This window comes from Enterococcus casseliflavus (assembly GCF_029215545.1).
Taxonomy (GTDB): domain Bacteria; phylum Bacillota; class Bacilli; order Lactobacillales; family Enterococcaceae; genus Enterococcus_D; species Enterococcus_D casseliflavus.
This window is the reverse complement of sequence record NZ_CP119393.1, coordinates 2,805,254-2,831,123: the sequence shown is the minus strand read 5'-3', so window position 1 is coordinate 2,831,123 and position 25,870 is coordinate 2,805,254. Positions and strand designations below refer to the sequence as shown.

General features: G+C 38.1%; 14 protein-coding genes. 13 read left to right on the top strand and 1 reads right to left on the bottom strand.

Annotated features, from left to right (window positions below):
* Window positions 1-292: 292 nt before the first annotated feature.
* From P0G38_RS13460 to P0G38_RS13400, 13 genes are all read left to right on the top strand, one after another.
* Window positions 293-721, top strand: a complete 429-nt coding sequence (locus P0G38_RS13460; protein ID WP_275851979.1) for a GNAT family N-acetyltransferase — start codon at window positions 293-295, stop codon at window positions 719-721.
* A gap of 1,315 nt (window positions 722-2,036) precedes the next feature.
* Window positions 2,037-2,363: a hypothetical protein gene (locus tag P0G38_RS13455; protein WP_275851976.1), complete on the top strand. Its 327-nt coding sequence runs from the start codon at window positions 2,037-2,039 to the stop codon at window positions 2,361-2,363.
* A 19-nt stretch (window positions 2,364-2,382) separates the two neighbouring features.
* A complete protein-coding gene (locus tag P0G38_RS13450) occupies window positions 2,383-3,204 on the top strand; it encodes a WxL domain-containing protein (protein WP_275851973.1) in 822 nt (273 codons plus the stop codon).
* Between the two features lie 80 nt (window positions 3,205-3,284).
* Window positions 3,285-4,364: a WxLIP family cell surface protein gene (locus tag P0G38_RS13445; protein ID WP_275855266.1), complete on the top strand. Its 1,080-nt coding sequence runs from the start codon at window positions 3,285-3,287 to the stop codon at window positions 4,362-4,364.
* Complete coding sequence (locus tag P0G38_RS13440; RefSeq protein ID WP_275851969.1) at window positions 4,357-7,590, top strand: lectin-like domain-containing protein; 3,234 nt, start codon at window positions 4,357-4,359, stop codon at window positions 7,588-7,590. Before P0G38_RS13445 ends, P0G38_RS13440 begins: the two co-directional genes overlap by 8 nt.
* Window positions 7,591-8,120: 530 nt before the next feature.
* A complete protein-coding gene (locus P0G38_RS13435) occupies window positions 8,121-9,611 on the top strand; it encodes an AcpB/EbpR/MafR family transcriptional regulator (protein ID WP_153883485.1) in 1,491 nt (496 codons plus the stop codon).
* 1,151 nt (window positions 9,612-10,762) lie between these two features.
* A complete protein-coding gene (locus P0G38_RS13430; RefSeq protein ID WP_153883484.1) occupies window positions 10,763-12,487 on the top strand; it encodes a poly alpha-glucosyltransferase in 1,725 nt (574 codons plus the stop codon).
* Window positions 12,488-12,576: 89 nt separating this feature from the next.
* Complete coding sequence (locus P0G38_RS13425) at window positions 12,577-18,033, top strand: LPXTG cell wall anchor domain-containing protein (protein ID WP_275851960.1); 5,457 nt, start codon at window positions 12,577-12,579, stop codon at window positions 18,031-18,033.
* A gap of 126 nt (window positions 18,034-18,159) precedes the next feature.
* Window positions 18,160-18,885: a class A sortase gene (locus P0G38_RS13420; protein ID WP_223597848.1), complete on the top strand. Its 726-nt coding sequence runs from the start codon at window positions 18,160-18,162 to the stop codon at window positions 18,883-18,885.
* A gap of 66 nt (window positions 18,886-18,951) precedes the next feature.
* Window positions 18,952-19,770, top strand: coding sequence for a hypothetical protein (locus tag P0G38_RS13415; RefSeq protein WP_275851952.1), 819 nt, complete (start codon window positions 18,952-18,954; stop codon window positions 19,768-19,770).
* Entirely contained in the window at window positions 19,763-21,280 is a 1,518-nt protein-coding gene (locus tag P0G38_RS13410) for a coiled-coil domain-containing protein (protein WP_153883481.1), read from the top strand. The genes P0G38_RS13415 and P0G38_RS13410 overlap by 8 nt, the downstream gene beginning before the upstream one ends.
* 170 nt (window positions 21,281-21,450) lie before the next feature.
* A complete protein-coding gene (locus P0G38_RS13405) occupies window positions 21,451-23,688 on the top strand; it encodes a glucosaminidase domain-containing protein (RefSeq protein ID WP_420842464.1) in 2,238 nt (745 codons plus the stop codon).
* A gap of 733 nt (window positions 23,689-24,421) precedes the next feature.
* Window positions 24,422-24,766, top strand: a complete 345-nt coding sequence (locus P0G38_RS13400; protein ID WP_008377205.1) for a DUF7006 family protein — start codon at window positions 24,422-24,424, stop codon at window positions 24,764-24,766.
* 99 nt (window positions 24,767-24,865) lie between these two features.
* Here the strand turns inward: P0G38_RS13400 and P0G38_RS13395 are convergent, their stop codons facing one another.
* Window positions 24,866-25,720, bottom strand: coding sequence for a LysR family transcriptional regulator (locus tag P0G38_RS13395; protein ID WP_275851943.1), 855 nt, complete (start codon window positions 25,718-25,720; stop codon window positions 24,866-24,868).
* Window positions 25,721-25,870 lie beyond the last annotated feature (150 nt).

Sequence of the window (25,870 nt, the reverse complement as noted above, 5' to 3'; positions counted from 1 at the left end):
AGCCTTTTTTAATACTAATGCGAAACAGACGAAAATTTTTATAGGTTGAATGCCAGTAGCGAATGTATGCCTAAGCCATCCCTTCCAAGGTGTGCCAAAATCTCTCCTCTGTATGAGCTTTACGAATGGAGGAAAGTCAGAAGGCGAGTTGTCGATTTTCTTTTAATTCTTATTTCAATCTCAGTTTATGTAGTTTTTGGTATTTCACATCAGCGACGTAGAACGGGCTTTCTTGACAAATAAGCATTCAAAAAATATAGTTAAGTCAAAAGCTGCAAGACAGGAGAATATCATGAAAATTAGAGCCGCAGCATTGTCTGATCATAAAGAACTAGCTCATTTGTCGAAAGTACTAGGCTATCCGATTGAAGAAGAAGTATTGATCGAAGGTCTAAAGAGAATCTTAGCTGAGGAGGATCATCTCTTGCTTGTTGCCGAAATAAAGGGTAAAGCAGTTGGAATGATTGAAGCACAGCCGTATTCAACAGTTTATTCTGCTGGGCAATTTTTTAATGTCCTAGGTTTGGTAGTGGATGATCAAGTGCAAAAGCAAGGCGTTGGCGGGAAACTACTGTCGGCAATTGAAGAAGAAGCCCGACAGCGAGAAATGCAAGGCATTCGATTAAATTCGAATGTTAAACGCCATGCTGCTCACAGGTTTTATGAAAACCATGGCTATCATAGCAGTCATGAACAGAAACGGTTTATCAAGGAATTATAAAAATACAAAGACGCTGGAGGAGTGACAAACGACACTCCAGCGTCTTTTTTTGTATTCACTTTTCAGTTGTTCAATTTAAGGTAGAAAATCTAGATTTTAAGAGATCAATGCCTGCTGCAGCCTTCAGATACAAATGGATAGGTCCTGTAGCAACATGTCTTTAATCTTTTAGTGAAGAGAATAATTTTATTATCTGGTCCACGAATAAATAGAAAACTTTCTATTTCTATGACTTGATTAGTAGCAAGAAAATCATTCAATTATTGAGGAAAATGGAAGTACACTAGATAAACCCAATTAATTGTTAGCATTTTGATCCGTCTTATTATGTGGAATATATTTATCTTTGCTAAAGATCAATCAGATACTCAAACTTTTTTAGTTTTTGATAAGCTGATTTTCTTTTTCTTGATAGTTTCACTTTGCTGAATTTAAATCGTCTTCGATTGGCTGATAGCAAGGATCGATGTAATCGAGTATTGATGATAGATTCAATTTCATGCTCTTCTTCTGTGGTTAATTTGATAGGGGAATTCCCGCTTTTAATCAAAGAATATGAATATTCCAGACAGCTCATTTTATAAATAAAAGCAGTCAATTTTACTTTTTCGACCCTCATTTAATCACCCCTTCTTCTAAAAATATAGTAGTAAAGAAGATACAAAATTGCCATTCGATATTTACTTCGTGTTATGCAAATATTGAAAAAAAGATGAGTTTATGAAGGAAATCCCCTCCATCTAAGGACCAGTTATTATAGCAAAAAAGTTCTTTTTTTATTTGCTGATTTTTAATAACTAGAGGAGATCCCCGTATTGTTATGAATAGCATAGCTATATCAGGGGAATGACATAGAAAAGCAATAATTTATAAAAAGCAAGACCTAAAATTTTTTTAAGATGCTTTTTTTGTTTTTTTTTGCGCGGGATTTTTTCGAATTTGGTGCCTTTAAAAAAAATGATCTTGTCTATCTTTATATTAAAAAACAATTGTTTTTTCTCGGCAGATACTTAGTATGAAAGAAATAATAAATGAATATACGGTTTATAAATAATTGTTATTTTTCTCAAAAATGCATGGCGCTATGAAAATTTCGATTTTGCTTTTTTCGTACCCACTTGTAATCTATTAGATGCAAGAAGCAAACAGAACGCACCGTTTTTTTTTTTCGAAAAGTTGAATCACTAGTTTTAAAAGGTAGGATGAAAGATTTATTTTTCACAAATATCTGTTAGAAGTGATCCAGCTTTTATAAAAGAAAAATACAATGAATCTTCTAAATTGATGACTAATTTTCACTAAAGGAGGGTGGTGAATGAAAACAAAATTAGGTGGGGGAATGTTGGTCTTTTGCATAGTAGTTTTCATCCATTTTCCAACTATTGTTTATGGCACACAAACGCAAGAAGTGAAAACTGAAGGCATGATTAGTTTCATCGGTACATATGAACCCATTGGCGCGCCAGAGCCTAAGCCGCCAGTTCACGTTGTCAAGCCACCTTCAGATGGCAGTTCGGGTTTTGGAAGAACTTTTCCACAAACAAATATGATCACAAATACCTGGTGGAAATCAATTGGATTAAGTTTACTTATGGTTGTCGTTTGTTGGTGGGGGAAAGCTCTGAAAACATATATGAATTAAAAGAAAGTAGGAATGAAATATGAAATTTATTCGTTTAGCGTCAATTGCCGTATTATCTACCACTATTTTAGCCGGTAGTGCGACCAAAGCTTTTTCACAAGAAGTTCGAGATGTAACCTCGAATGGACAAGTTGAGTTTCGTCCGGCGGGTGAAGAGGATGGAGAGCTAGAGGTGGTGAATCCAGAGCCTAATCCAGATGTGGAGATTGAACCCGAAATTCCTGGAACCACTGGAGAATTGTCTATCATGAAAGTAGCAACGATGAATTTCGGTACACAAGTAATATCTAATCAAGATAGAGAATATAACATGGTTGCAGAAATGCAGCAAAAATCTGGAACAACAGGTGACGACAATAAAGTACCTTATGTCAGTTTTGCTCAGGTTCACGATCTACGAGGAACAAATGCCGGTTGGGATCTAGAAGTTAGTTTAAGTAATTTTGAGTCACAAACACAAAACAATATTTTGACGGGAGCTTGGATAGAGTTTGTTGGTTCTCAGATCAGGTACGAAGGAAGCAATAGTTTAAATTCACCTAGCGCTCATGAAGATAATTTAGAACTACTCACAAATGGAGCTGCTCATTCAGTGATGAGAGCGTTAAAAGGTCAAGGTGCTGGGGTTTCTTCAGTTGTCTGGGGAAATCAAGAAGAACTGACGGATCAATTTGCCTCAGAAGATTTTGATCCTAAAAATGATGTAGTAGAAAATGGTGCCATTAAATTGCATGTTCCAGGTTCTACTGCTAAAGATGCGACCACATATAAGGCAACACTGTTATGGGACTTGACAACAACTCCTGACGGCGATGTTGGTGATGGAGAAAATAATATGTAGTAAGAGCAGGCACCAGAAAACTTTATGAAAAATTCTCTACAGCGTTGCATGAATGTGTAGCGTTGTTTTTTTTAGAAAGGATGATTCATTTGAACCATACTCATATATCTACTTATTTACAGCATTTGTCCCTTAAATATAAGGTTTTTTTTCTTCTTTCGATTTTCTTGTTTCCAGCATTGGTCCAAGCTGAGGAAAGTAGCCTGAATTTTCATGTTGTACCGGAATTACCTGCTAGCCAAGTGGACAGCACAAATAGTTACTTTGATCTGAATCTAGCACCAGGTTCAAAAGAGAAATTATCCTTAAAGCTTCATAACGGGAGTGAAGAAACCATTCAAGTACGAATCACCCCTCATACTGCTTACACCAATGTGCATGGTTCCGTGGAGTATGGAAAAAAGGCAGAAGACCCGGATCCAACATTACTATATTCTCTTGATGAATTGATTGAATCACCAGATGTAGTCGAGCTCAGTGGAAATGAAACAAAAACAGTGAACTTATCGCTTCAAATGCCAGACTCTTTCTTTGATGGATTTCTAGCAGGTGGGCTGCGTATTAGTGAAGTGAAGGAAGAGACAGAAGAAACGGTTAGTAAGCAAGAGGGGGTTGCAGTAAAAAATGAATTTGCGTATGTCATAGGAGTTGTGGTCAGCACTACTCGAGATTCTGTAAAACCAGATTTAGAGCTCTTAGATGTTTTCCCAGATCAATTGAACTTTCGCAATGTAATCAGCGCGACGATTCAAAATGTGACGCCAACTTTTGTGAATCGATTAGCCATTAAAGCGAGTGTTCAGCGCGAAGGTGAATCAGAAATTCTTTATGAGGCAAGTGACGAGCAAATGCAGATGGCACCTAATTCCCACTTTCATTTTCCAATTCCTTTGGGAGGCGATCGTTTTGAAGCAGGTAATTATCTTTTGAAACTGACAGCAACTTCTAAAGGGGAGACGTGGTCATGGGAACAAAAATTTACGATTGATTCTGAAAAAGCGCGAAGTTATAACCGCACAGATGTCACGATTGACGCAAGCACAAACTGGTGGATGATAGGATCACTTGTTTTATTTTTTGCGTTATTGGGGATGATCATATACGAATTCTATAAGAAACAGCTCAAAAGAAAGTCAGGAGGCGTGAGGTCAGATGAATAAATTATCTAGGAAAGTGGTAATTTATATTATCGCTTTCAAAATGATTGCACAATCATTCTCTGTACCATTGAACATGGCTTATGCAGAAACGCTTACTGATTTCGATGATGTGTCTGAAACTAATGAATTTCCTTCTATCTTGCAGCCAACAGAAGAGGATGAATTAAAAGATGAAACCTTTCATTTTTCTGATACTTATCTTAAAGGAAAAGTATCAGAACCGATAATCGTAAAAATCTTTTCAAACAGTGAGTATCTATCTGTTCCTATTACTTTGCCAGAAGAGGCACAGGTTGTTGAAGAAAAATTACCAGAGGGAATTTCTATAAAACAAGAAGCACAACTAGGTCGGTGGCTAATTGAATCCGTTCGTCCTCAAGGTACATTTGACATCCCTTTACTTTTCGAAGTTCCAGGGGATTATCAAGTGTCTGTATTAGAAAAAATACTTGTTCTTGAAATAGAAGAAGAGCAACCTACAAATGATGTGAGGGACACAGAATCAGAGGAAAACAAGGGTATTTTTCCTGATGAAGATGGAATCGCTGGACAAGAAAGTGTAGAAACGGGTATTGATTATGAGGCATACAGTGAACATCTTGATCTATTCAATGAAGTTTTTGAGGGCACACCATTAAACGAGAATAGAAAAGTTATCGTAGATGTGAACAATCTGCAAGACTATTTTCATTTTATTGGCAACGCAAAGAATGAGGGTTTTGGCCAAGTGACACTCACGGAAGAAGTAACCAATCAAGCTGGTGCGATAACTCTAAAAGAAAAAATGCTCTCTGGTTATCCCATGCGAATCACTGGCTCGATTAACACTGGCCGTTTAAGTAATACTGGTTTAGGTTCGAGTAGAGGTGGCGATGGGGTCGGCTTTGGTTTTCATGCGGATGACTTGGATGCTGTAGGTGAAACAGGTCAGGGCATGGGACTTGCAGGATTAGCTTCTTCCTTTGGCTTTAAAATTGATACGTATAGAAACAGTAGCGCAACAGCGCTAACTGAAGCGGATCCCTCGTCAATAGATGGAACTTCAAACTCTGCATTTGGTGCATTTGTTTATACAGACTCAAGCTCAGGCATTCTGCGAAACTATCAAGGGAATGAAGCGCCTCCTCGCGTCACAACAAATCCCAGTAATAATTCTTTTCGAAATTTCTCGTTAGTTTACAATCCCGGTGTCGATAATAAAATACTTAGCGTTAGCTATGAAGGAAGAGTATGGCGAGTCGATGTCTCTCAGTGGATAGACACAGAAAACTTATCTTTTATCATTTCTGCTGCGACAGGTGGGTCAGTCAACCTCCAGCAAATTCGACTTGATCGCTTTGAGTATGTGGCAGCAGCTACGGAATATGAATTTATTGAAGGGGATCGGACCAATTTTTTGGATCATTTTCATTTGAGCGGTTCGGCAAATTACAATGACCAATCTGGAATCGTCACACTAACCGAGGATAGGAGTAATCAAAACGGTAGTGTTTTACTTAAAGAAAAATTGAGTAATATGCATCCTTTTGAGTTTAAAGGTCGTGTCAATATTGGGAATGGAAATGGAGGGCAAGGAGCATCGGGGAGCTCTTTGAGCGGAAGTGATGGCGGTGATGGAATAGGTTTTGGCTTCCATCAATCTGAACTTGATACGTTAGGTCAGTCTGGACAAGGGATGGGCATAGCAGGACTGCAAAACGCTTGGGGATTTAAATTAGATACTTATCACAATCGTGTAAATTCTGAATCTGCCACTGCAGATTTAGACGAGTTTCGATCCACTGGTGTTTGGCCTTTGGTTACCCACAATCCACATGGGTCATTCATTTATACCAGAGACGATGGAATGTTGACTAGTCATGTAAGTAACAATAACGATAGTTCAGCAGCGAAAGCGATTTTAAGAAATAATAATAATTTATTTAGAGAGTTTAAAATGACCTACAATCCTGGGGAGTATGATGCGATTTTGTCGATTGAGTACAATGGACAGGTTTGGCACCATGACGTTAGTGAATGGCTATCTAGCGGAAACGTTACTGCTTTGTCCTTTATTATTTCAGCAGCAACAGGCGCCCAGAGCAATCTACAACAGATAGAGGTCGAGTACTTTAAATATATTGTTGGAGAGGGATCGGTCAACGTTGAATACAAAGATATTGATACACAGGAGAATATTTTGCCTGGGGAATCCTTTACGGGCAAGTTGGGTGATTCCACTTTCATCGATCCTAAAAGTAAAGAGAGTGATGAACCATTTCTTAATGGCTATGATTTTGTAGGAATTAGTGAAGACTCCTCTTCGCTGATTGACGAAAACGGATATTACACATTTTCAGATGAAGAAAAGACAATTGTTTATTACTTTACTAGAGCAAAAAATGAAGTCAAAGTGATGCACGTCTCCGAACCAGGAACGAGCGTTTTTAAAGAAGAAACCGTTGAAATTCCCGTAGATCAATACAAAGAATTTTCTGCAGAATCTTTCGAAGGCTATGAACTCTTATATATTCAAAATGATGAGGAAATCTTAGAAGATGTACAATCTCTTACTTTAAAAATTCAAAGAGACTCTCCCAAATGTATCAGATTCGTCTATATAAAAGAAAATGATCGTGTTTCTCCGTTAGATCCACTTGCTCCAGATAAAGAAGTAAATCCTGAAAATCCACCAGCTCTTCCTGAAAACCAAGGATTGTTGAGTATTGATTTTGCATCCAATTTTTATTTTGGCTCTTTTGCAATTTCCGCGCAAGAGAAAAGATATTACGCTAAGCCGCAAAGATTATTATCAGTTGATGGAATGTTCATTGAAGAGGAGATTCGACCAAATTACGTTCAAGTCAGCGATCGCCGTCCAGCAAATATTCGTGGGGGGTGGGCGCTATCTGTGAGTCAAAACGAGCAATTCTATAGCGCTGAAACAGGATCGGAGTTAACAGGGGCAAGCTTTATATTCCAGAATCAACAATTAATTTCAGTACAAGATGGCATCGAACCTGGGTTGCAGCAAACGACACCTATCACACTAATTCCTGGTGGAGCTAAACGCACGATTTTAAAAGCTCAAGAAGCTGAAGGGATGGGAACATGGATTTACCGATTTGGTGATTTTGAAAGTGCTGGTCGAAGTGTGGTTTTAGAGGTTCCTAAGGGTGCAAATCCTGATGCTGCAAGTTATAAAACGACATTAACCTGGGAGTTAAGTTCGGTACCATCTAATTGATTGCTCTCGTGAAAATGATTGTTTCTTTGGGTTATATAGGAAAAAATCAAGTGAAAAGGTCCGCGATGGAGTTGATAACTACTATCCATGCTTCCGTTCGTTTAAGTTTGGGCAAGTAATAAATAGAGAATCAAAATAGCATTTTCGTGCATTTTGATAAATCATCTACACGTCATTCAATAACGATAAATCAATGATTCCTCCCTTTTTTATTGGAGCACATAAATTATTCTGACAGATATTAGTATAGGTGTCTTTCTTTGTTTCGTTGAAGGCCTATGATATTTTTCTGATCGCCTAACAGATCTCTTTGTGGTGAAGTCTACAATCAAGGTATGTTTCTAAAATGATCAGTGTTGGATAGGAATTCATCGTTCAAGTGATAGAAAGTTCATAAAACTTACCAGAGTCCCTAGGTTCTTAAACCTAAATGAATGCTAGTAAAACGAATGATACTTATGAACAAAGCGTTACTGAAGCAAGTATTAGGAATCTATTTAAGTACTAGTTAGTAGATGGAAAGATAGAAAATGATTACAAATAAAGCGAGGAATATGATGCGTGAACTTCAAATTGCCTTTATTACAAGTCCTATGATTAGAAGATGGATGCGAATTTTAACTATTATAGAACAAGAAGAGACTTTTACAACTATTACGCTAGCAGATAGATTGGCAATCTCTCAACGTACACTAGTCAAAGATATTCATTTAATAAAAGAACACTTTGGTGATAGTGTTGCTATTTATTCAAATAATACTGGATTTCGTTTTGTTGAAATCGATCGTCTGATGTACCAAGAGAAAAAAGAAGAACTGTTAGATCAAGATGCACTTTATGAAATATTGGAAAGAATTTTTTATGGTGATTTTGCTGACCTCGATGAACTCGCACATCAGTACAATTATGCAGAAACTACCCTAAGACGTTTTTTGAAAAAGACACAGCCAACATTGGAAGAATACGGTCTTAGTCTAAGCTTTAAACCTGTAAAATTTATTGGAGAGGAGTCTAACATTAGAAAATTTTTCTTTGACTTTTATTATGGCGGCGAACAAGCACTTCAGACTGTTCGTCCTCCAGATGACCTACACGCAATCATTTTAAAAGAACTTTCAGTAGAGCTGAAAACTTATAAAATAGGAACAGGAATTTCAATTGCTGCCTTCTATTCATTACTTTACTTGACAATGGTAAGAGTAAAACAAGAACAGTTGATTAAGGTTCCCGAATGGGCTAAGAGACTCGTTTATCAGGATGAAGATTTCCAGTTATTCGAGTCACTGATCCCGATCATTGATAGAGAATACGGAATTCTCCTGCCGAAAGAAGAGTTAGTCTGGCTCTATTTAATGATTGTGTCAAAACGCACTACAAGTTGCTTGGAATACGAGCAGTGTTTTTTGCTGCGATTTGATCAATGGCCTCAAACTACTGAAATAGTCACTGATTACTTTTCAAATGAATCCTTTAGTCAATGGGATCGTCCTTTGTTAATAACCTTTACGAGGTCTTATTTTGTTGCATGGCAATTAAGCAACGTCCTTTGGCCAATATGGAATAAACAGCAAATAGAAGTGAAACATATTGCCATGCAACAATCATCCTATGAAAAGAACGTGGCGTTCTTGAAAAAACATCAGGAGACATTAAAATTATCTGCTACAGCACTTGAAGAATTAGCTGTTGGATTTACTTTGTTTAGTGAACTTTTAATTCATTCTCATCAACCTCGTCAAAATATTTTATTTTTATTGGAGGGTGATTCAATGGTGGTTCAAAGTATTCGTCTTCAAGCACAACGTTTGTTAGGCGAAAGCTATCAGCTAAATTTTTTATCCTTACCAGAGTTGACAGAGGAGCGCTTAAAATCTAATAAAACAGATTTAATAGTCACGAATTACCGACCATATATTTTTGATTATGAATTGGAGAAAGATTATCTCCTTATCAATACAATTCCAAATCAGAAAGATTGGGATCAACTAATGCAGAAACTAAATACTTTAGTGACAAGTTAACGTGACTAAAAAATGTGTTTTGAAAATAGATATAAATAGTCTTATTAAACTATTTACTAGCGTTGATGATTTTACTTATTCAAAGCTTATGTACAAAAAGCAAAATTGTACACAAATCGAAAAGTTGGAATTCAACATACTTTTTGTGTGCCCTATGATTATTTTACAACTCGTCATATTAAGGTGTTGTGATATTTTTAAGGAGATTCAGGAGGGAACGTAAGGAAGAGCCATGCTCACTAAATCTCATAATAATTACCGATTAATCGATAAGAAGATCAAAATGGCATTCGTTACAGGTAAAGTGAGAACATAAAAAGTATTAGCTAGCGATAAGCAATTCTGATTGCGTAGAAAAGGACGTGAGTTCTCTTCTACGTATTTTTTTGTTTCCCTCATTGATTGAGTTGGTTTTTTAAAAATATTAATTGTTATATATAGAAGGATTATTTCTCTTGTTACATGAATCGTATTAGGAAGTTTTAAATAAAAGCAGGCAAATTACATAGTAATAAGTTTATTTAATGAAGATTTAGATGGCTAAGACATATTAAGATTAAGCACCGATACAAAGCGAAATATTCTTTCTTTTTATTGAAATCAACAGAAGTTCATATAGATGGAAACGTTCTCGAATCATAATGGCTTTATTCTTGTTCTAATTTTTCAGCGAAGTTTCTAAAAATGGGAAATTGTTAATATTTGTTATTTTAAAACTGAAAAAAATATCTTTTTATCTGCGTTTCTGAAAAGTGCAATATGCTATGAAAATTTAGATTTTAATTTCTTCACTACCCTGTGTAACCTTATATGTGTAATGAGGATGCGTAATTTCAGTACTTTAAATAGCGATCAAATCCATTGTTTTCGTTCGTGGAAATGTTCACTATTCATGTTAAACATCCTTTTATATTTTATAAAAGCGAAGCAGGTAAGTAATAAAATTTTAGGATCTATAGAAAAGAACGTCGCATGTCGTCTTAGCTTTCGAAGGAACTACTTAATTTTCAATGATGCTTCTTAAGAAAAATGGTTCAAGGAAAAGAGAAAGGGGGATGAGTACATCAAATAGTTAGCTATCTCACTACATGTATAAACAGTCCTGTTCATTCATTGAAATCATAGCAATGGGTAAGAGTTCAACGCAATGAATGAAAGATTTATCTCAAAAACCGGTCAAACTGATTAAATTGGAGAGTTGTTCAATGTTAAAGCACTCAAAGTTAGTTCAAATTAAAGCAAAACTTAGTAGCTATTATGAAAAAAGCAATATGCAAGGTCAAACGGTCATCTACATTTCGTGGTCAACTGGTCAAAGTAGGGCAGAAGTAAAATCTTTCTGCTCGAAGGATTTTGATAGAACATGGATTAAGGTTCAAAGATTTTTTGAAAGAAATAATTTGAGTATGGTCAAGTATCTCAAATTTGATGTTGTCATCTACTCAAAGAAAATTGCTTATCAAAAATTTGACGAAATGCTAAAAGAAACACCAAGAAACAATTATTTTCGATATGGGATAGCTTTTGATGAGGAATTACGTATTTCTTTGCTGGAAGAAGAAATTAATGGGAACATGATTTTCCAACCGGATAGAGAGCATAAAATTGGGAAAAATAAACCAAATTTATCTTTCAACCATGTAAATCTGAGCAAATATCTTTTTCGAAAATATAAGAAACCTATTATTTTACCCGATCCCCTCAAGGCTATCACCATTTTTAGAACGAGAGGAATAATGGTGAGTGAAGGCTCGGAACTCTATGAGCTTCAGTATCGTGGACCAGGGATCAATGTGAGACAGCATTTGAAAAAAAATATTGTTTCTGATTTAGAAAGAGTGATTAAAGATGGACGCAAATATTTAAGCGATCAAATACTAGATTCAGGAAAATTCATATATGGCTATTTTCCTCAGTTTAATAAAACGCTTATCAACTACAATACGGTAAGACATTTTTCCACTTTGTATGCGTGGTTAGAAGCAGTCGAAGACTTAGAAACCTATGAAGAAGATCTTCCGAAAATTAAGAGTGGGCTTGACTGGGGGATCCAAAACCTAACGACTAATATTGAAGGGCATCTGCTTTTCAAAGATATTATCGATCGAAGAATCGACGTCTTTGAATACAAACTTGGAAGCAATGCGATGGTGCTGTTAGCATTTTCAAAGTATCAAGAAATAACTGGTGATTTACAGTATGAAGAAATTCTTATCAATACGGTGAAAATGATCAAAGAATATTTTATCCAAGATGGAGATACAATTCACGTTCTTAACGAAAAGTTAGAAGTAAAAGAGGCTTTCCGAACAGTTTATTACGATGGCGAAGTACTATTCGGTCTCGCTAGAGCGTATAAGCAAATTCCAGATGATACCACTTTAGCATTAGCGGAATCAATTTTGAAAAAATTAGTAGAAAAAAAATATTATAAATACCATGACCATTGGATAAGCTATGCCGTTAATGAGCTATCAGCTTTATTACCTAAAGAGGAATATTATGAGTTTGGTATTCGAAATGCTACAGAAAATTTGAATTTTATCAACAAACGAGACACTGCTTATCCTACCATGCTAGAACTTTTAGTTGCGGCTGCTAAATTTGTTGATCACTTAGATACAAGTGAACAATATTCACATTTGTTAGAGAAGTTTCCTAAAGTGAAGGATATAAAACCAACTATGGATAAGCGAGCGTTGCATGAAATGAACGTAGGGGTATTTTATCCGGAGGTTGCTATGTATATGGCAAAGCCAAATATCATTGCTGGTGGTTTTTTTGCAAGACACGATAATTTTAGAATGAGAATAGATGATGCAGAGCACTTTTTAAGTGGACTAATCAATTATAAGAATTATATCAAAAGCAATTGAGGTTCACTTAATTGCTAAGTTTATATTTATTTTGAATGTGAACTTAGCAATTAATAGAAATCTTATTAATTACTAAAAGGGAGGAAAAAATGAAAAATCAATTTGATCACGTTCAGTCTTTGAATAGGAAAAATATTAAGAAAAAAAATGCTAAAAATAAGCTAATTTACAATGCTATGATTGCTGGTGTAATTACAAGCGGCTTGTTTGTAGCTGAAACAAAAGTAAATGCCGAGTCTGTAAACGTTACAGATAGCACAGGAGGCTATGAAGAGGTTACGCCTCACATCGGGATTAACTTTGGCTTCACAGATAAGTTTGATAAATTATCTGCGGATGAGGAAGGGATTCACATAGCAACAGCAGGTGAATCTAATACATGGCTAAACATTGGTTTGGTTTCTCAATTTAAGCAAACGATCTATTTGGATCCTGATTTAGCAGACCAATTCTTCTTAACCCCTAATTACACAGACTATATCTCAGGAACAGTTTCTCGTCCGTCAACTTTCTTAGGTTGGGGAGATGTGACTTCAGATATTAAAGATGTATGGGATGCGAGAACCGGCATTATCTCAGGTTATGAAACGATGGGGTATGATCCTGATACCCATTCCATCACCTATTATACCCCTAACTATTTAATTCAGTTGAGTAGTGTGGATATTGCTATTGATCTAAAGATTGATTTGGCAAGATGGAAAGAAGATAATCCTCGAGACAATATGGTGGTTAGGAAGGATAATTACTCTGTTAGAAGTGTAACAACTAGTGCAGACTGGATCGTTATTGGAGGTAGTGGAACAATATCCGGGGAACTTTCTTCTGAGGGAATTTATAACACTTGGATAGAGAACCCGGTAGAGACGACTACATTACTAACTTCTGACGATCAAAATTTTTATGGGAATGGGAAGCAAGATCTCGTTAATGAACATGATACCGATTATTTTGTTGAACTATTAGTCAGTGGTGTACCAAGAGATACCATTGGTATGGATGAAGAGGGCAATTGGGAATACGATTTTGGTAGTTTTCTGCGAGATGGTGATATCGTTACCGCAAGAGTAAAAGGAGTTCACCAATACGTATTGCGCAATGGAAAAAGGTATACAAAGTATTCTGGTATTACTTACCACAGCACGGGAACAGATATTGTAGACTATGAAGATTGGGAAGTAAGTAATCCAATTGTTCATCAAGCGTACACTGGTGAGTATTTAGTTACTGGGTTAAACTTACCACAAAATCGTCAAGCGGGAAGAACGTATGATTTAGTATTGACTATTGAAGGTCAGGAAGTCCTAAGAAGAGAAAATATCTCGAATGACTTCGAATTCTCTTCAATGTGGATTGTGGATGGGGTACCGGTTCCGTTGACTGAAGGTGCAGTTGTTGAAGCATATGTCATTGGAAAACAAGATGGGCATGAAGATAAAGTAAGCTCAACAACTACGATGATTGTTGAAAATATCGATGACTATGATCAATGGGAAGTTCAAGCTGCAAGAATTGATCCATTAAAAGAAGACGATCAATTGATTAGTGGAAGTGTTCCACTTCAGAGTAGAGCGTACGAGAGAAGCTATAACTTAGAGCTTCTGGTGAATGGCCGTCTCGTTAATACTGAAGAAGATATTCCAGTAACAAGTAGAAGTTATGTATTCGCATATGATGTAAATGAATTAAATCTAGATCTTTCTTATGGCGATGAAGTAACAGTTAGAGTTGTCGGACAACAACCGGATGTTTCTAATCCGAGTCAGATAAGAACTAAATCAGTTGAGACAACAGTAAATGTCGATGATACGACTGGCTACAATAACTGGGTAGTCAATCAGCCGAAACTAAATGATATCTATGTTGGTGACAATGTAATAACAGGAAGTCATGACCAAGATGATACATTTGGTAGAACGTATTCACTTGACGTTTATATTAATGGTGAACTTGTAGAGAAGAATGTACCAATCAATGCTAGCGGTGAATTTGAAATTCCACTAGATGCTGAGCTCAATCTTGGTGATGAAGTAAGTATTGTTGTAAACGGACATCAGGAAAATCGTGATGATAAACAGTCTGATATGGTTGCTGTAATTATACAAGAACCTATTGATACTGACTCAGATGCGGATTCCGATTCAGATGCGGACGCAGATTCCGATTCAGATGCGGACGCAGATTCCGATTCAGACGCTGATGCGGATTCAGATGCTGATGCCGACGCAGATGCCGATGCGGATTCTGATTCCGATTCAGATGCGGACGCGGATTCAGATTCAGATTCAGATTCCGATTCAGATGCTGACGCGGATTCCGATGCCGATGCGGATGCCGATGCCGACGCAGATTCAGATTCCGACGCAGATTCCGATGCGGATGCAGATTCCGATTCAGATTCCGATGCTGATTCCGATGCTGATTCCGATTCCGATTCAGATGCTGACGCTGATGCGGATGCAGATTCTGATTCCGACGCTGATTCCGATGCTGATGCTGATTCCGATTCCGATGCCGATGCGGATGCTGATGCCGATGCAGACTCCGATTCCGACGCAGATTCCGATTCAGATTCAGATTCAGATGCCGACGCAGATTCAGATGCCGATGCAGATTCTGATTCCGACGCAGATTCAGATGCTGATGCTGATTCCGATTCCGATGCCGATGCGGATGCTGATGCCGATGCAGACTCCGATTCCGACGCAGATTCCGATTCAGATTCAGATTCAGATGCCGACGCAGATTCAGATGCCGATGCAGATTCTGATTCCGACGCAGATTCAGATGCTGATGCTGATTCCGATTCCGATTCCGATTCCGATGCGGATGCTGATTCCGATTCAGATTCCGATTCCGATTCCGATGCTGATGCCGACGCAGATTCAGATTCAGATTCAGATGCCGATGCAGATTCAGATGCCGATTCCGATTCCGATTCCGATTCAGACGCGGATGCCGATGCCGATGCTGATGCGGATGCAGATGCTGATGCGGATGCCGATGCCGACGCAGATGCGGATGCCGATGCCGATTCAGATGCTGATGCGGATGCAGATGCTGATGCGGATGCAGATTCAGATGCTGATGCGGATGCCGATTCAGATTCTGATTCCGATTCAGATTCTGATTCCGATGCGGATGCTGATTCCGATTCCGATTCCGACGCTGATGCCGATGCAGACTCCGATTCCGATTCCGACGCGGATTCCGATTCCGATGCGGATGCTGATTCCGATGCTGATTCCGATTCCGATTCCGATGCCGATGCAGATGCGGATGCCGACGCCGATTCAGATTCCGATTCCGATTCCGATTCCGATTCAGACGCGGATTCAGATTCCGATGCTGATTCCGATTCAGATGCGGATGCTGATGCCGATGCAGACTCCGATTCAGACGCGGATGCGGATGCCGACGCCGATTCCGATTCAGATTCCGATGCAGATGCGGATGCCGATGCCGACGCCGATTCAGATGCCGACGCCGATTCCGATTCCGATTCCGATGCGGATGCTGATTCCGATTCCGATTCCGATTCCGATTCCGATGCTGATGCTGATGCCGACGCCGATTCCGATTCAGATTCAGATGCCGATGCAGATTCAGATGCCGATGCAGATTCCGATTCCGATTCAGACGCGGATGCCGATGCTGATGCGGATGCAGATGCTGATGCGGATGCCGATGCCGACGCAGATGCGGATGCCGATGCCGATTCAGATGCTGATGCGGATGCAGATGCTGATGCGGATGCAGATTCAGATGCTGATGCGGATGCCGATTCAGATTCTGATTCCGATTCAGATTCTGATTCCGATGCGGATGCTGATTCCGATTCCGATTCCGACGCTGATTCAGATGCTGATGCCGATGCAGACTCCGATTCCGATTCCGACGCGGATTCCGATTCCGATGCGGATGCTGATTCCGATGCTGATTCCGATTCCGATGCCGATGCAGATGCGGATGCCGACGCAGATTCAGATTCCGATTCCGATTCCGATTCAGACGCGGATTCAGATTCCGATGCTGATTCCGATTCAGATGCTGATGCTGATGCCGATGCAGACTCCGATTCAGACGCGGATGCGGATGCCGACGCCGATTCCGATTCAGATTCCGATGCAGATGCGGATGCCGATGCCGACGCCGATTCAGATGCCGACGCCGATTCCGATTCAGATTCCGATTCAGATGCGGATGCCGATTCCGATTCCGATGCGGATGCTGATGCCGACGCCGATTCAGATGCCGATGCTGATGCGGATGCCGATTCAGATTCCGATGCAGATGCGGATGCTGATGCCGACGCAGATTCAGATGCGGATGCCGATTCCGATTCCGATTCAGATGCCGATGCTGATGCTGATGCCGACGCCGATTCAGATTCCGATTCAGATGCTGATGCCGACGCCGATTCAGATTCCGATTCAGATGCCGACGCAGATGCTGATGCGGATTCCGATTCAGATGCGGACGCCGATGCTGATGCGGATGCTGATGCGGACGCAGATGCTGATGCGGATGCCGATTCCGATTCCGATGCCGACGCTGATTCTGATTCCGATTCAGATTCCGACGCCGATGCGGATGCTGATGCGGATGCCGATTCAGATTCCGATTCAGATGCTGATGCGGATGCCGACGCAGATTCCGATTCAGATGCGGATGCCGATTCAGATTCCGATTCAGATTCAGATGCTGATGCTGATGCCGACGCCGATTCAGATTCAGATTCCGATGCTGATGCCGATTCAGATGCGGATGCCGACGCAGATTCCGATTCAGATTCCGATGCCGACGCAGATGCTGATGCGGATTCCGATTCAGATGCGGACGCCGATGCTGATGCTGATGCTGATGCGGACGCCGATGCTGATGCGGATGCCGATTCAGATTCCGATGCCGACGCTGATTCCGATTCAGATTCAGATGCTGATGCTGATGCCGATTCAGATGCGGATGCGGATGCCGATTCCGATTCCGATGCTGATGCTGATTCAGATTCCGATGCGGATGCTGATTCCGATTCCGATTCAGACGCTGATGCCGATTCCGATTCCGATGCTGATGCGGATTCCGATTCTGATTCCGATTCCGATGCGGATGCTGATGCTGATTCCGATTCCGATTCCGATGCGGATTCCGATGCGGATTCCGATTCCGATGCTGATGCCGATGCAGACTCCGATTCAGACGCGGATGCCGATGCCGACGCAGGTTCAGATTCAGATTCCGATTCCGATGCGGATGCAGATGCGGATGCTGATGCGGATTCCGACGCAGATTCCGACGCCGATGCGGATTCCGATTCCGATGCTGATGCCGATGCTGATGCCGATGCTGATGCCGATTCCGACGCAGATGCGGATTCCGATTCAGATTCCGATGCGGATGCCGATTCAGGCTCTGGCAATAAGAAACCGGGTAGCAAATTACCACAAACAGGTTCTTCCTCGATTGCAGCCTCAGTTGTTGGTGGTTTAGCATCTGTAGGTGCTGGACTTGGATTGTGGAATAGAAAGAAAAAGAAAAAGAAATAAAAATAGAAAGAAATAAAAATAGAAAGAAATAAAAATAGAAAGAAATAAAAATTGGATTGTTGATAGAACACACACTTCGTGTTCTATCAACAATTTTAAGGATTAATAGTTTAGAGGTCAATGTGTATGGCTAAAGACACGCTGAAGAAGTATATATCCAATATACTCATAGTATTTTTAATAATTTTTGGGGCAATAGCTATTTTTAGTATTCCTCTAAAGAATCAAATCATTAATATGAATGTAAAACAGTTTTCCATCGAAAATATGACAAAGGAACAAGTGAAGGAAAATCATGAAAAATTAACAGAATTAGAAAATGAGCCCAGTGAGGAAAACAGTTTTGATTTTGAGTCAATCTCATTGACAAGTTTGTCTTCGATTGTCAGATTACAGCTAGATGAAAATAACGAAACAGTAGCTAAGGATAGGACGATGGGCGCAATTTTGATTCCAAGCGTAGGTATTGACTTACCTATTTTTTTTGGAGTAACAGATTTTACGTTAAGTTTTGGAGCAGGAACTATGAAACAAGACCAAGTTATGGGAGAGGGAAACTATAGTCTTGCAAGTCATAGAAGTGAAAGTAAAAGCTTATTATTTAGGCCTTTAGAGCATGTGGAAATCAATGATTTGATTTACATAACAGACTTGGAAAAAGTCTATATCTACAGTGTTTCTTTTAAAGAAATCGTAAACCCAGAAAGTACGTATTTAATTGAAGATATCCCCAATCGGAAGATGATTACTCTAGTGACATGTGATGATGCTAGAGGAACAAGAAGACTAGTAATTCAAGGAGACTTGATAGAGACAGTGGAATATCATAATGATTTTTTTGAATCTACTTAAAAATTAAATTAATGCCTACTTTTCCAATGGAACAAATTGTGTACCAAAAAACTCAATTAAGGTAGGGTGAAAAAATTGTATATCTATTTATCTGTGCTTCTCGTGAGCATAGCCTTATTAATACTCATCTCGTGGAGGATTTTTAAAGAGCGACAATTAAAGAAAACAGAATTAGCGATTGGAAATGATTTGCTACTAAAAAAAAAATTAATAGTCTTTAAGCAAATACAGCAAAGTATAAATATCTGGATCATTTTAGGTATGATTGCCACAATACTCCTTAGTCTAATTGTATTAGGAACATTACAAATGAAAGATAAGAAGTACGTAGAAAATGTTTCGGGAGAATTAACGAAACTAGAAAAACAAGTAGATGAATTATCAAAAGCACAGGAAAAATTTTTGGAACTATCAATCTATAGCTATCCGGAAGAAGGTATTGGTCTTTCTGAGATTGATTGGAAAGCTCTTCTTGCACAGATAACGCCAGAAGAGCGTTTTGTCTATGAAGAAAAAATAGGTAGGGATCTTACCCCCTATTTTGGTCGTACTGTGTCAATCATCACTAATAATGTACCTTTACAATACTTAATTTTGTCAATATATATTGAAGTAAATAATCAGCAAGAACTACCAAAGATACAGGAAAATATCGAAGTTTATTTAAGCGAAGTTCAAGACATAAGTTTATTAAATCAGGCAAACATTCAAATTTTTGATAGCGATACAGAAACTATGATTTCTGATGAAGTATTTTTAAGGACAGATTCTGGTGAACTAGAATTGCTTGAGAAGGGCGATGATAGTGTGGAGCAAGAAAATGAAAATAAGACTGAAGTCAAAGAAAAAGTAGAGCAAAAAGGAGAAGTAATAACGAATGGCTAAGAAAGAAAAAAGTTTTTACAAAAAATTATTAGATGAAATTCAAGAAGTAAATGTTGAGTCTATTGATCTATATGACACTGAGTCTGAGTTAGAAAGCGATAAATTAGTCAAAGAGCACTCTCAGGAGAATAACAATAAGAAACAAGAGCGAACTGAACAACTTGAAAAAAAGGTCAATACATTAGTAGCTGAGAAGAACAATTTGCTTCAAGAACTAGAGATGAGTAAGAAAAACCATCAAAGAATAAATAATGATCTTAGTGCAATAAAAGAAATCCAGAAGCAGCAGGAGAATAATTTAAAAAAGATTACCGAAGATCGAAATAATTTAAAGGAACAATTACGACTAGCTCTTGAAGTAAACGAAACGACTGAAAAGGAATTACAAAAATCAATAAAAGAGAGAAATGAACTTTCAACTAAAGTAAAAGAGATTACAAGTCAAAAAGAAAAAATTGAAAATGACTTGGAATCAAAGAGCAAAGAGACTAAAGATGGAAGTAATTTGAAGGAACAGTTACGATTGGCAATTGAAGTCAAGGAAACGACTGAAAAGGAACTTCAAAAAGCAATAAAAGAAAGAAATGAACTTTCAACTAAGTTAGAAGAAATGCTTAGTCAAAAAAATAAAGTTGAAAGTGAATTGAATACACAAAACCAAGAGTTAAGAACAAAATTAGAAGAGATTGAAAATCAAAATAAAAATTCAGAAATAAAAGAAGCGTATCAAGAGTTAAAAAACAAATTGGAAACTAGTAAGAAGGATAACCAATATCTTACGAACGAACTAAACAAAGCAACACAAAAAGTAATTGAATTAACACAATCATTAGAGCAATACGGCCCTAATCATTTAAATAGTGAAGAATTAGAAAAAGAAAATACAGAAGATTATCGAATTGAACAACTAAAAAGTCAACTAACCAACGTTATTGCTGATACACAAAAAAGATATGATGAATGGCAGGTCGAGAAAGAGCAGTTAAAGGCAACTATCAAAAAAGTCGAAGAAAGCTATGAAGAAAAATTAGAAGAAAAACAACACGAGATTGATACTTTGAAAGATAAGCTTTCTGAGAAAGAAATAGCAGAATTAGTTATTACAAAAAAAGACATTCCAAAAGCGATCCAGGACCTTCAGGAACTAGAGACAGAGCTTGAAGAAATTCAAGAAGTTCAAGAATTAAAAAAAGAGTTGAGTAAACTAACGAAAGAAAAAGAGAAGTTGCAAAAAGAGAAAGAAGAGTTCGAAGAGGAAATTGGTGAAGTATTAGCATTCGCAAAACGAAAAGCTAAAAGAACTGTCGAAGAAGCACAGTTAGAAGCTAATAAAATGATTCGATTAGCAGAAGTACGTGTTAGTGCTATTCATGAGAGAGCAAAAGAGATTCTATTCGACGTAGATGAAACAAAAGAGGAAGTAACAGATCTTTTTGAAGATTTGCAATTTAAAGTAAAACAGCTAGCACATAATAAATTACAATTTAATGACTTTGAAGAATACAAATAATTTTTGTGAAAGAGCATTCTTGCAACAGTCAACAGAAACAAGATGATCATTTCATTTTTATCGGATGTCGGTCATTTATGGAGAACAGTTGCAAAATACTAAGAACAAAGGATATTTAATATAGATAAATTTTTGTGTAATAATCTAACATTTTTGAAAGTAACGTTTATTTGAATAGAAATATGAAAGCAAGCAACAATGAAAGAGAGAATGAAGCGCGAGGAGGTATTAATATGAAAAATAAGAAGATAGGTATCACACTAATCAGCCTAGGTGTACTAGCAGCACAAAATTTTACCACACCAACTTTGTTGGCAAGCAACTTAACTGATCATCTTTCTGATAAATCAGAAGACGCAAGCCAATCCACCTTCTCAAAGGGAAGAAAGCAATCGAATTTTGATTTGCATGAACCCAATATAGAGTTAGTTTCGAGTAAGAGACAAGCGTCTAATGTAACATCGAATATATCAATGAGTACCAGCTCCAAAACCGAATTGTCTAGTGGATATATTCCAATAATAGAAGAGTCAAGTGAATCTTCCGATGAAAGTACCGACTTTCCAGAAGAGTCCCATGGGAAAGATGAAGAGGTGGGGGAAGAAACCACTGAAGAACAAGAGACAGACAAACCTGAAGAATCGCAGCAACCAGAGATCCCAATAGAAGAAGAAACGATTCCGTCTGAAGTACCAGAAGCTGAACAAACAGTACCACCTTCTTCTGAGGCACCAGTGCAGCCAGATCCACCATCTTCCTCAACAAATCAAGAGGAACAAAGTTCTGATCCAGGAGCCAATCCATTTCCACCGAGTGCTCCGGTGACACGACCACCTGCTACAGATCAAGAGATTGACACTATTTTTGAAGGGTTACTCAATGGTGCAGAGAATCAACTTCCAGATGCATTTAGAAGTAGTGAAGTGGCTGAATCAACGTTAGGGAGTTTCACATTGCCGTTATTAGCTAGCTTTGACCACTCCTGGCAAGCTGCTTTGGTATATCAAACAATTCGACAGGTTGACGCAGATGACTTAGAGAGTAATGAAGTCGATACTTGGCTGAAAGAACTTTATAACGAAGTACTGGCGACAAATCTAGAAAATATTGATATGAAAGAATCAACCTATAATTCATTACAGCCTGGTGATATTCTTTATAAGGAAACTACGGAAGGCAATCAATTATTGGGAATTTGGCTAGGAAACGATTATTATGCGACAATTGGTATACAAGAAATGTCAGAAACGTTGGAACAAGAATCTCAAGAAGATGAAGTGAATGAAGACGTTGATTTAAATCAATCAGCGACTCCAGTGGTTTATCTTGAGAAGCTGTCCTATCAACAGTTCGATCAAGAAGAATGGGATGCAGAAAAAATATCATTATTGATTAAACGTGCGCAATCACCAGAGTTGACTGAAGTAGGTAAAGAGTTGGTGAAAAATTATCCAGCACAACTTGATTTCCAATTTAATAATGCTACACATGAATTTATCAACCAAATTAGTGAAAAAGCTCGGAAACTAGGGCAAGAGTATGACGTCTTTGCTTCAGTCTTGATTGCGCAAGCTATTTTAGAAAGTGGCAACGGTAGTAGTCTTTTATCAAAGGCACCCTATTATAACCTTTTCGGTATTAAAGGAAGTTATCGAGAAGGTGCTGTTGTGATGACTACCCAAGAGGATTTAGGAAATGGTGAAATGATTGAAATTCAAGATGCTTTTCGTGTTTATCCAAGTTACGATGAATCGCTAACAGATTATATTGCATTGATTCGCGGAGGCGTTTCCCACGATTCATCATTTTATAAATCAGTCTGGCGCTCAGAAGCAAAAAACTATTTGCGTGCAACTGATGCTTTAACCGGAACCTATGCAACAGACACTAGCTATAATCAGAAATTGAACTCTTTGATTGCCGTTTACGAGTTGACACAATACGATGAGGATCAATCACAACAAAGTGGTGTCTTCATTAAAGGATTAGAAGAAGTTCCGAATGAATATCGGGAGTTAATGACTTTTCCAGCTTATAATGGGAAAGATTATAATACTTCTGGTTCCTATCCTGTAGGTCAGTGTACTTGGTATGCCTTTAATCGAGTGGCACAATTAGGTGGTCGTGTAGATGATTACATGGGAAATGGGGGAGATTGGGGAACTACTGGTCTTAGATTAGGTTATCAAGTTAGTCGAACGCCCAAAGCCGGGACCTTGATTTCTTTTAGCCACGGGACTGCAGGATCGGATCCCAGGTATGGTCATGTCGCATTTGTAGAGGCGGTTGGACCTAATGGTATTTTAATTTCCGAAGCAAACGTTTATGGTGGTACAACGATTTCTTACCGAGTGATTGGCAATGATCTAGCTCGTTCCTCGTTGGTTCAATATATCACACCTAAATAAGTAATAATAAAAGAGGCAAGTCGAAGATGAATGAATCTTAGTATGGAAAGTTGTACGTAAAAAGAGTCAATAAGAAAATGCAGGTAGTAAAGCAGGAAGAGAAAATGCTCGATAGAACCTTAATATCACAAGTCTCACAAGTATTAAAAGATGAACGACAGCTGCTCAAAATGAATGCTTAGTGGTGGCGGCAGTGATGTAAAATTAAAAATAGAAGTAAACTGTTTAATAGTGGACTGGCGGTTATCAGTATTCTTTGGGGGATCTTCTGTTTCCAACTCATTCGGATTCAAGGGGGATTCAATGACTCCGACTTTAACAAATAAACAATTAATGATTTTTAATGAGGTTTCAAATACAAAATCGCTAGGATATGGTTGCTTTTACCTAAAGAGTGGAACTTTTTTTGAAACGAGTGATTTGAATGCATGAAATCAGTTGATTTAAAGGGGACATAGGCTGATGACCGACAGAGGAGAAAGTTTATTTGAAACGAAACATGCAGTAATTTTTCGCCAGAAGTTCCTGAAAATTTAGCAAATGATTTCGCTATCTCGAAAAATCACTTTTTTGTTGTGGGCGATAATACTCAAGCTTCTATTCATGTATTATCTCACCTATTAAACTATTATATCGAGAGGCATGCATTTTATTAGCTTCCAAAAAAATTTTTCACTATTTTTTTTGGAACGCATTAGAAAGAAATAATCACATAGAGAGGACCTTATGAATCATGCTATTCACAATGAAAGAAGAATATAGCAGCTATTATCAAAAAGAATTTGGGAATGCATCAAGAAAAGAAAAAGATTTGAAAGACTATCTAATTGATTTGTTACGGCGTTTAAACCAGCTAACTGATGAAATCTCAAAAGAAAATTTTTGGAGTGTACTGCCAAGAATTTTGGGAATTGATGCAAAATTAAACTTACTAGTTGAATTGATTAAATTTGAAGAACTACCAAGCGAAGAAATCATCCGTATCATTGAAAATGACTATCAAAGCTATTTTAAAGAACTATGTGGGTATGATTTGAGTATGGAAACGAGATATTCTTTAGTATTTAACGTCGCATAAATGTATTTTGTATTTTGCAAAAAAATGAAGTTGTCTGATGGAAATCCTTTATACTGATTCTGAGAAATTTTCTTAAGAATCAATATAAAGGGTTTTTTGTTATCTTCTCGATTCACCAGTACCAGCAGTTCTATTCCTTTCCAACAACAGCCGTTTAATCTCCTCATAAACCTCTCCGGTTTCCGGCGTCACACGTTGACGATTCTGAATGATAAAAAGATCACGATAGCGGTACTCTGGATCAAGTTCCTGCCAAGGCAACTCTTCTGGTAATGAGAGTTTCGAAATGATCGATTTGCCGATGTTTTGTTTTAATAGGGACAAAATCACTTCACTGTTATTGGCTTTGATGATTTGCGGATGCAGGTGCTGTGCGTACAGATAGGTTTCGTTAATGTAATACATCCCCGAGTCGTTTTCTCGCAAGACCCAAAAATCAGAAGCGAGGTTGCCTGCTAACACCAATTCATCGCGATAAACGAATTCTTTTTGGATCAATGGCGAAACGATTGATTTTTCGATCAGGCCGATATGGGCTTTGTTTGATTCGACGGCATCGATCACTTCTTGCGAATTCATGATTTTGATTTCAAAGGCAAACGTTGGAAATTCTGCAATCAGCTGTGCCATGATGCTGGGCAGTAAGTAAACGGCGGTGGTATTCGAACAAGCGAGCACACACGCTGTTTTAAAATTTTTGGTGTCTTTGGCTTGCAAAAAAATAGTGGACAAAGAGCGGAGGGACTCGACCACACGAGGATACAAAAACTCCGCTTGGCTAGTGGGTAAAATCAATTGTTTTCCTTTACGTTCAAAAAGTTTGAAGCCAAGTTCCGCCTCTAATCGTTGGATTTGCAAGGAGATCGTTGGCTGAGTTTTATAGAGCTGTTTGGCGGCAAGACTAAAGTTTCTCGTTTCATAAACAACAATGAAGGTTTTGAGCAATTCAATCATTTTGCGGACTCCTTTATTATTAATAATATTTATAATTAGTATTTAAAAGTACAATTTTACAAATAGTTATCAGGTGATTATAGTATAAGTGTAGAGAAAAAAGAAAGCAAATTTAATTGAAATTTTCATACGTTTAGAAAGGATGAGTTG

What these genes read in the sequence shown, in the direction of transcription:
- P0G38_RS13460 (WP_275851979.1), top strand. Translation starts at nt 293, where the DNA reads ATGAAAATTAGAGCCGCAGCATTGTCTGATCATAAAGAACTAGCTCAT.
- P0G38_RS13455 (WP_275851976.1), top strand. Translation starts at nt 2,037, where the DNA reads ATGAAAACAAAATTAGGTGGGGGAATGTTGGTCTTTTGCATAGTAGTT.
- P0G38_RS13450 (WP_275851973.1), top strand. Translation starts at nt 2,383, where the DNA reads ATGAAATTTATTCGTTTAGCGTCAATTGCCGTATTATCTACCACTATT.
- P0G38_RS13445 (WP_275855266.1), top strand. Translation starts at nt 3,285, where the DNA reads ATGATTCATTTGAACCATACTCATATATCTACTTATTTACAGCATTTG.
- P0G38_RS13440 (WP_275851969.1), top strand. Translation starts at nt 4,357, where the DNA reads ATGAATAAATTATCTAGGAAAGTGGTAATTTATATTATCGCTTTCAAA.
- P0G38_RS13435 (WP_153883485.1), top strand. Translation starts at nt 8,121, where the DNA reads ATGATTACAAATAAAGCGAGGAATATGATGCGTGAACTTCAAATTGCC.
- P0G38_RS13430 (WP_153883484.1), top strand. Translation starts at nt 10,763, where the DNA reads ATGAAAGATTTATCTCAAAAACCGGTCAAACTGATTAAATTGGAGAGT.
- P0G38_RS13425 (WP_275851960.1), top strand. Translation starts at nt 12,577, where the DNA reads ATGAAAAATCAATTTGATCACGTTCAGTCTTTGAATAGGAAAAATATT.
- P0G38_RS13420 (WP_223597848.1), top strand. Translation starts at nt 18,160, where the DNA reads ATGGCTAAAGACACGCTGAAGAAGTATATATCCAATATACTCATAGTA.
- P0G38_RS13410 (WP_153883481.1), top strand. Translation starts at nt 19,763, where the DNA reads ATGGCTAAGAAAGAAAAAAGTTTTTACAAAAAATTATTAGATGAAATT.
- P0G38_RS13400 (WP_008377205.1), top strand. Translation starts at nt 24,422, where the DNA reads ATGCTATTCACAATGAAAGAAGAATATAGCAGCTATTATCAAAAAGAA.
- P0G38_RS13395 (WP_275851943.1), bottom strand. Translation starts at nt 25,720, where the DNA reads ATGATTGAATTGCTCAAAACCTTCATTGTTGTTTATGAAACGAGAAAC.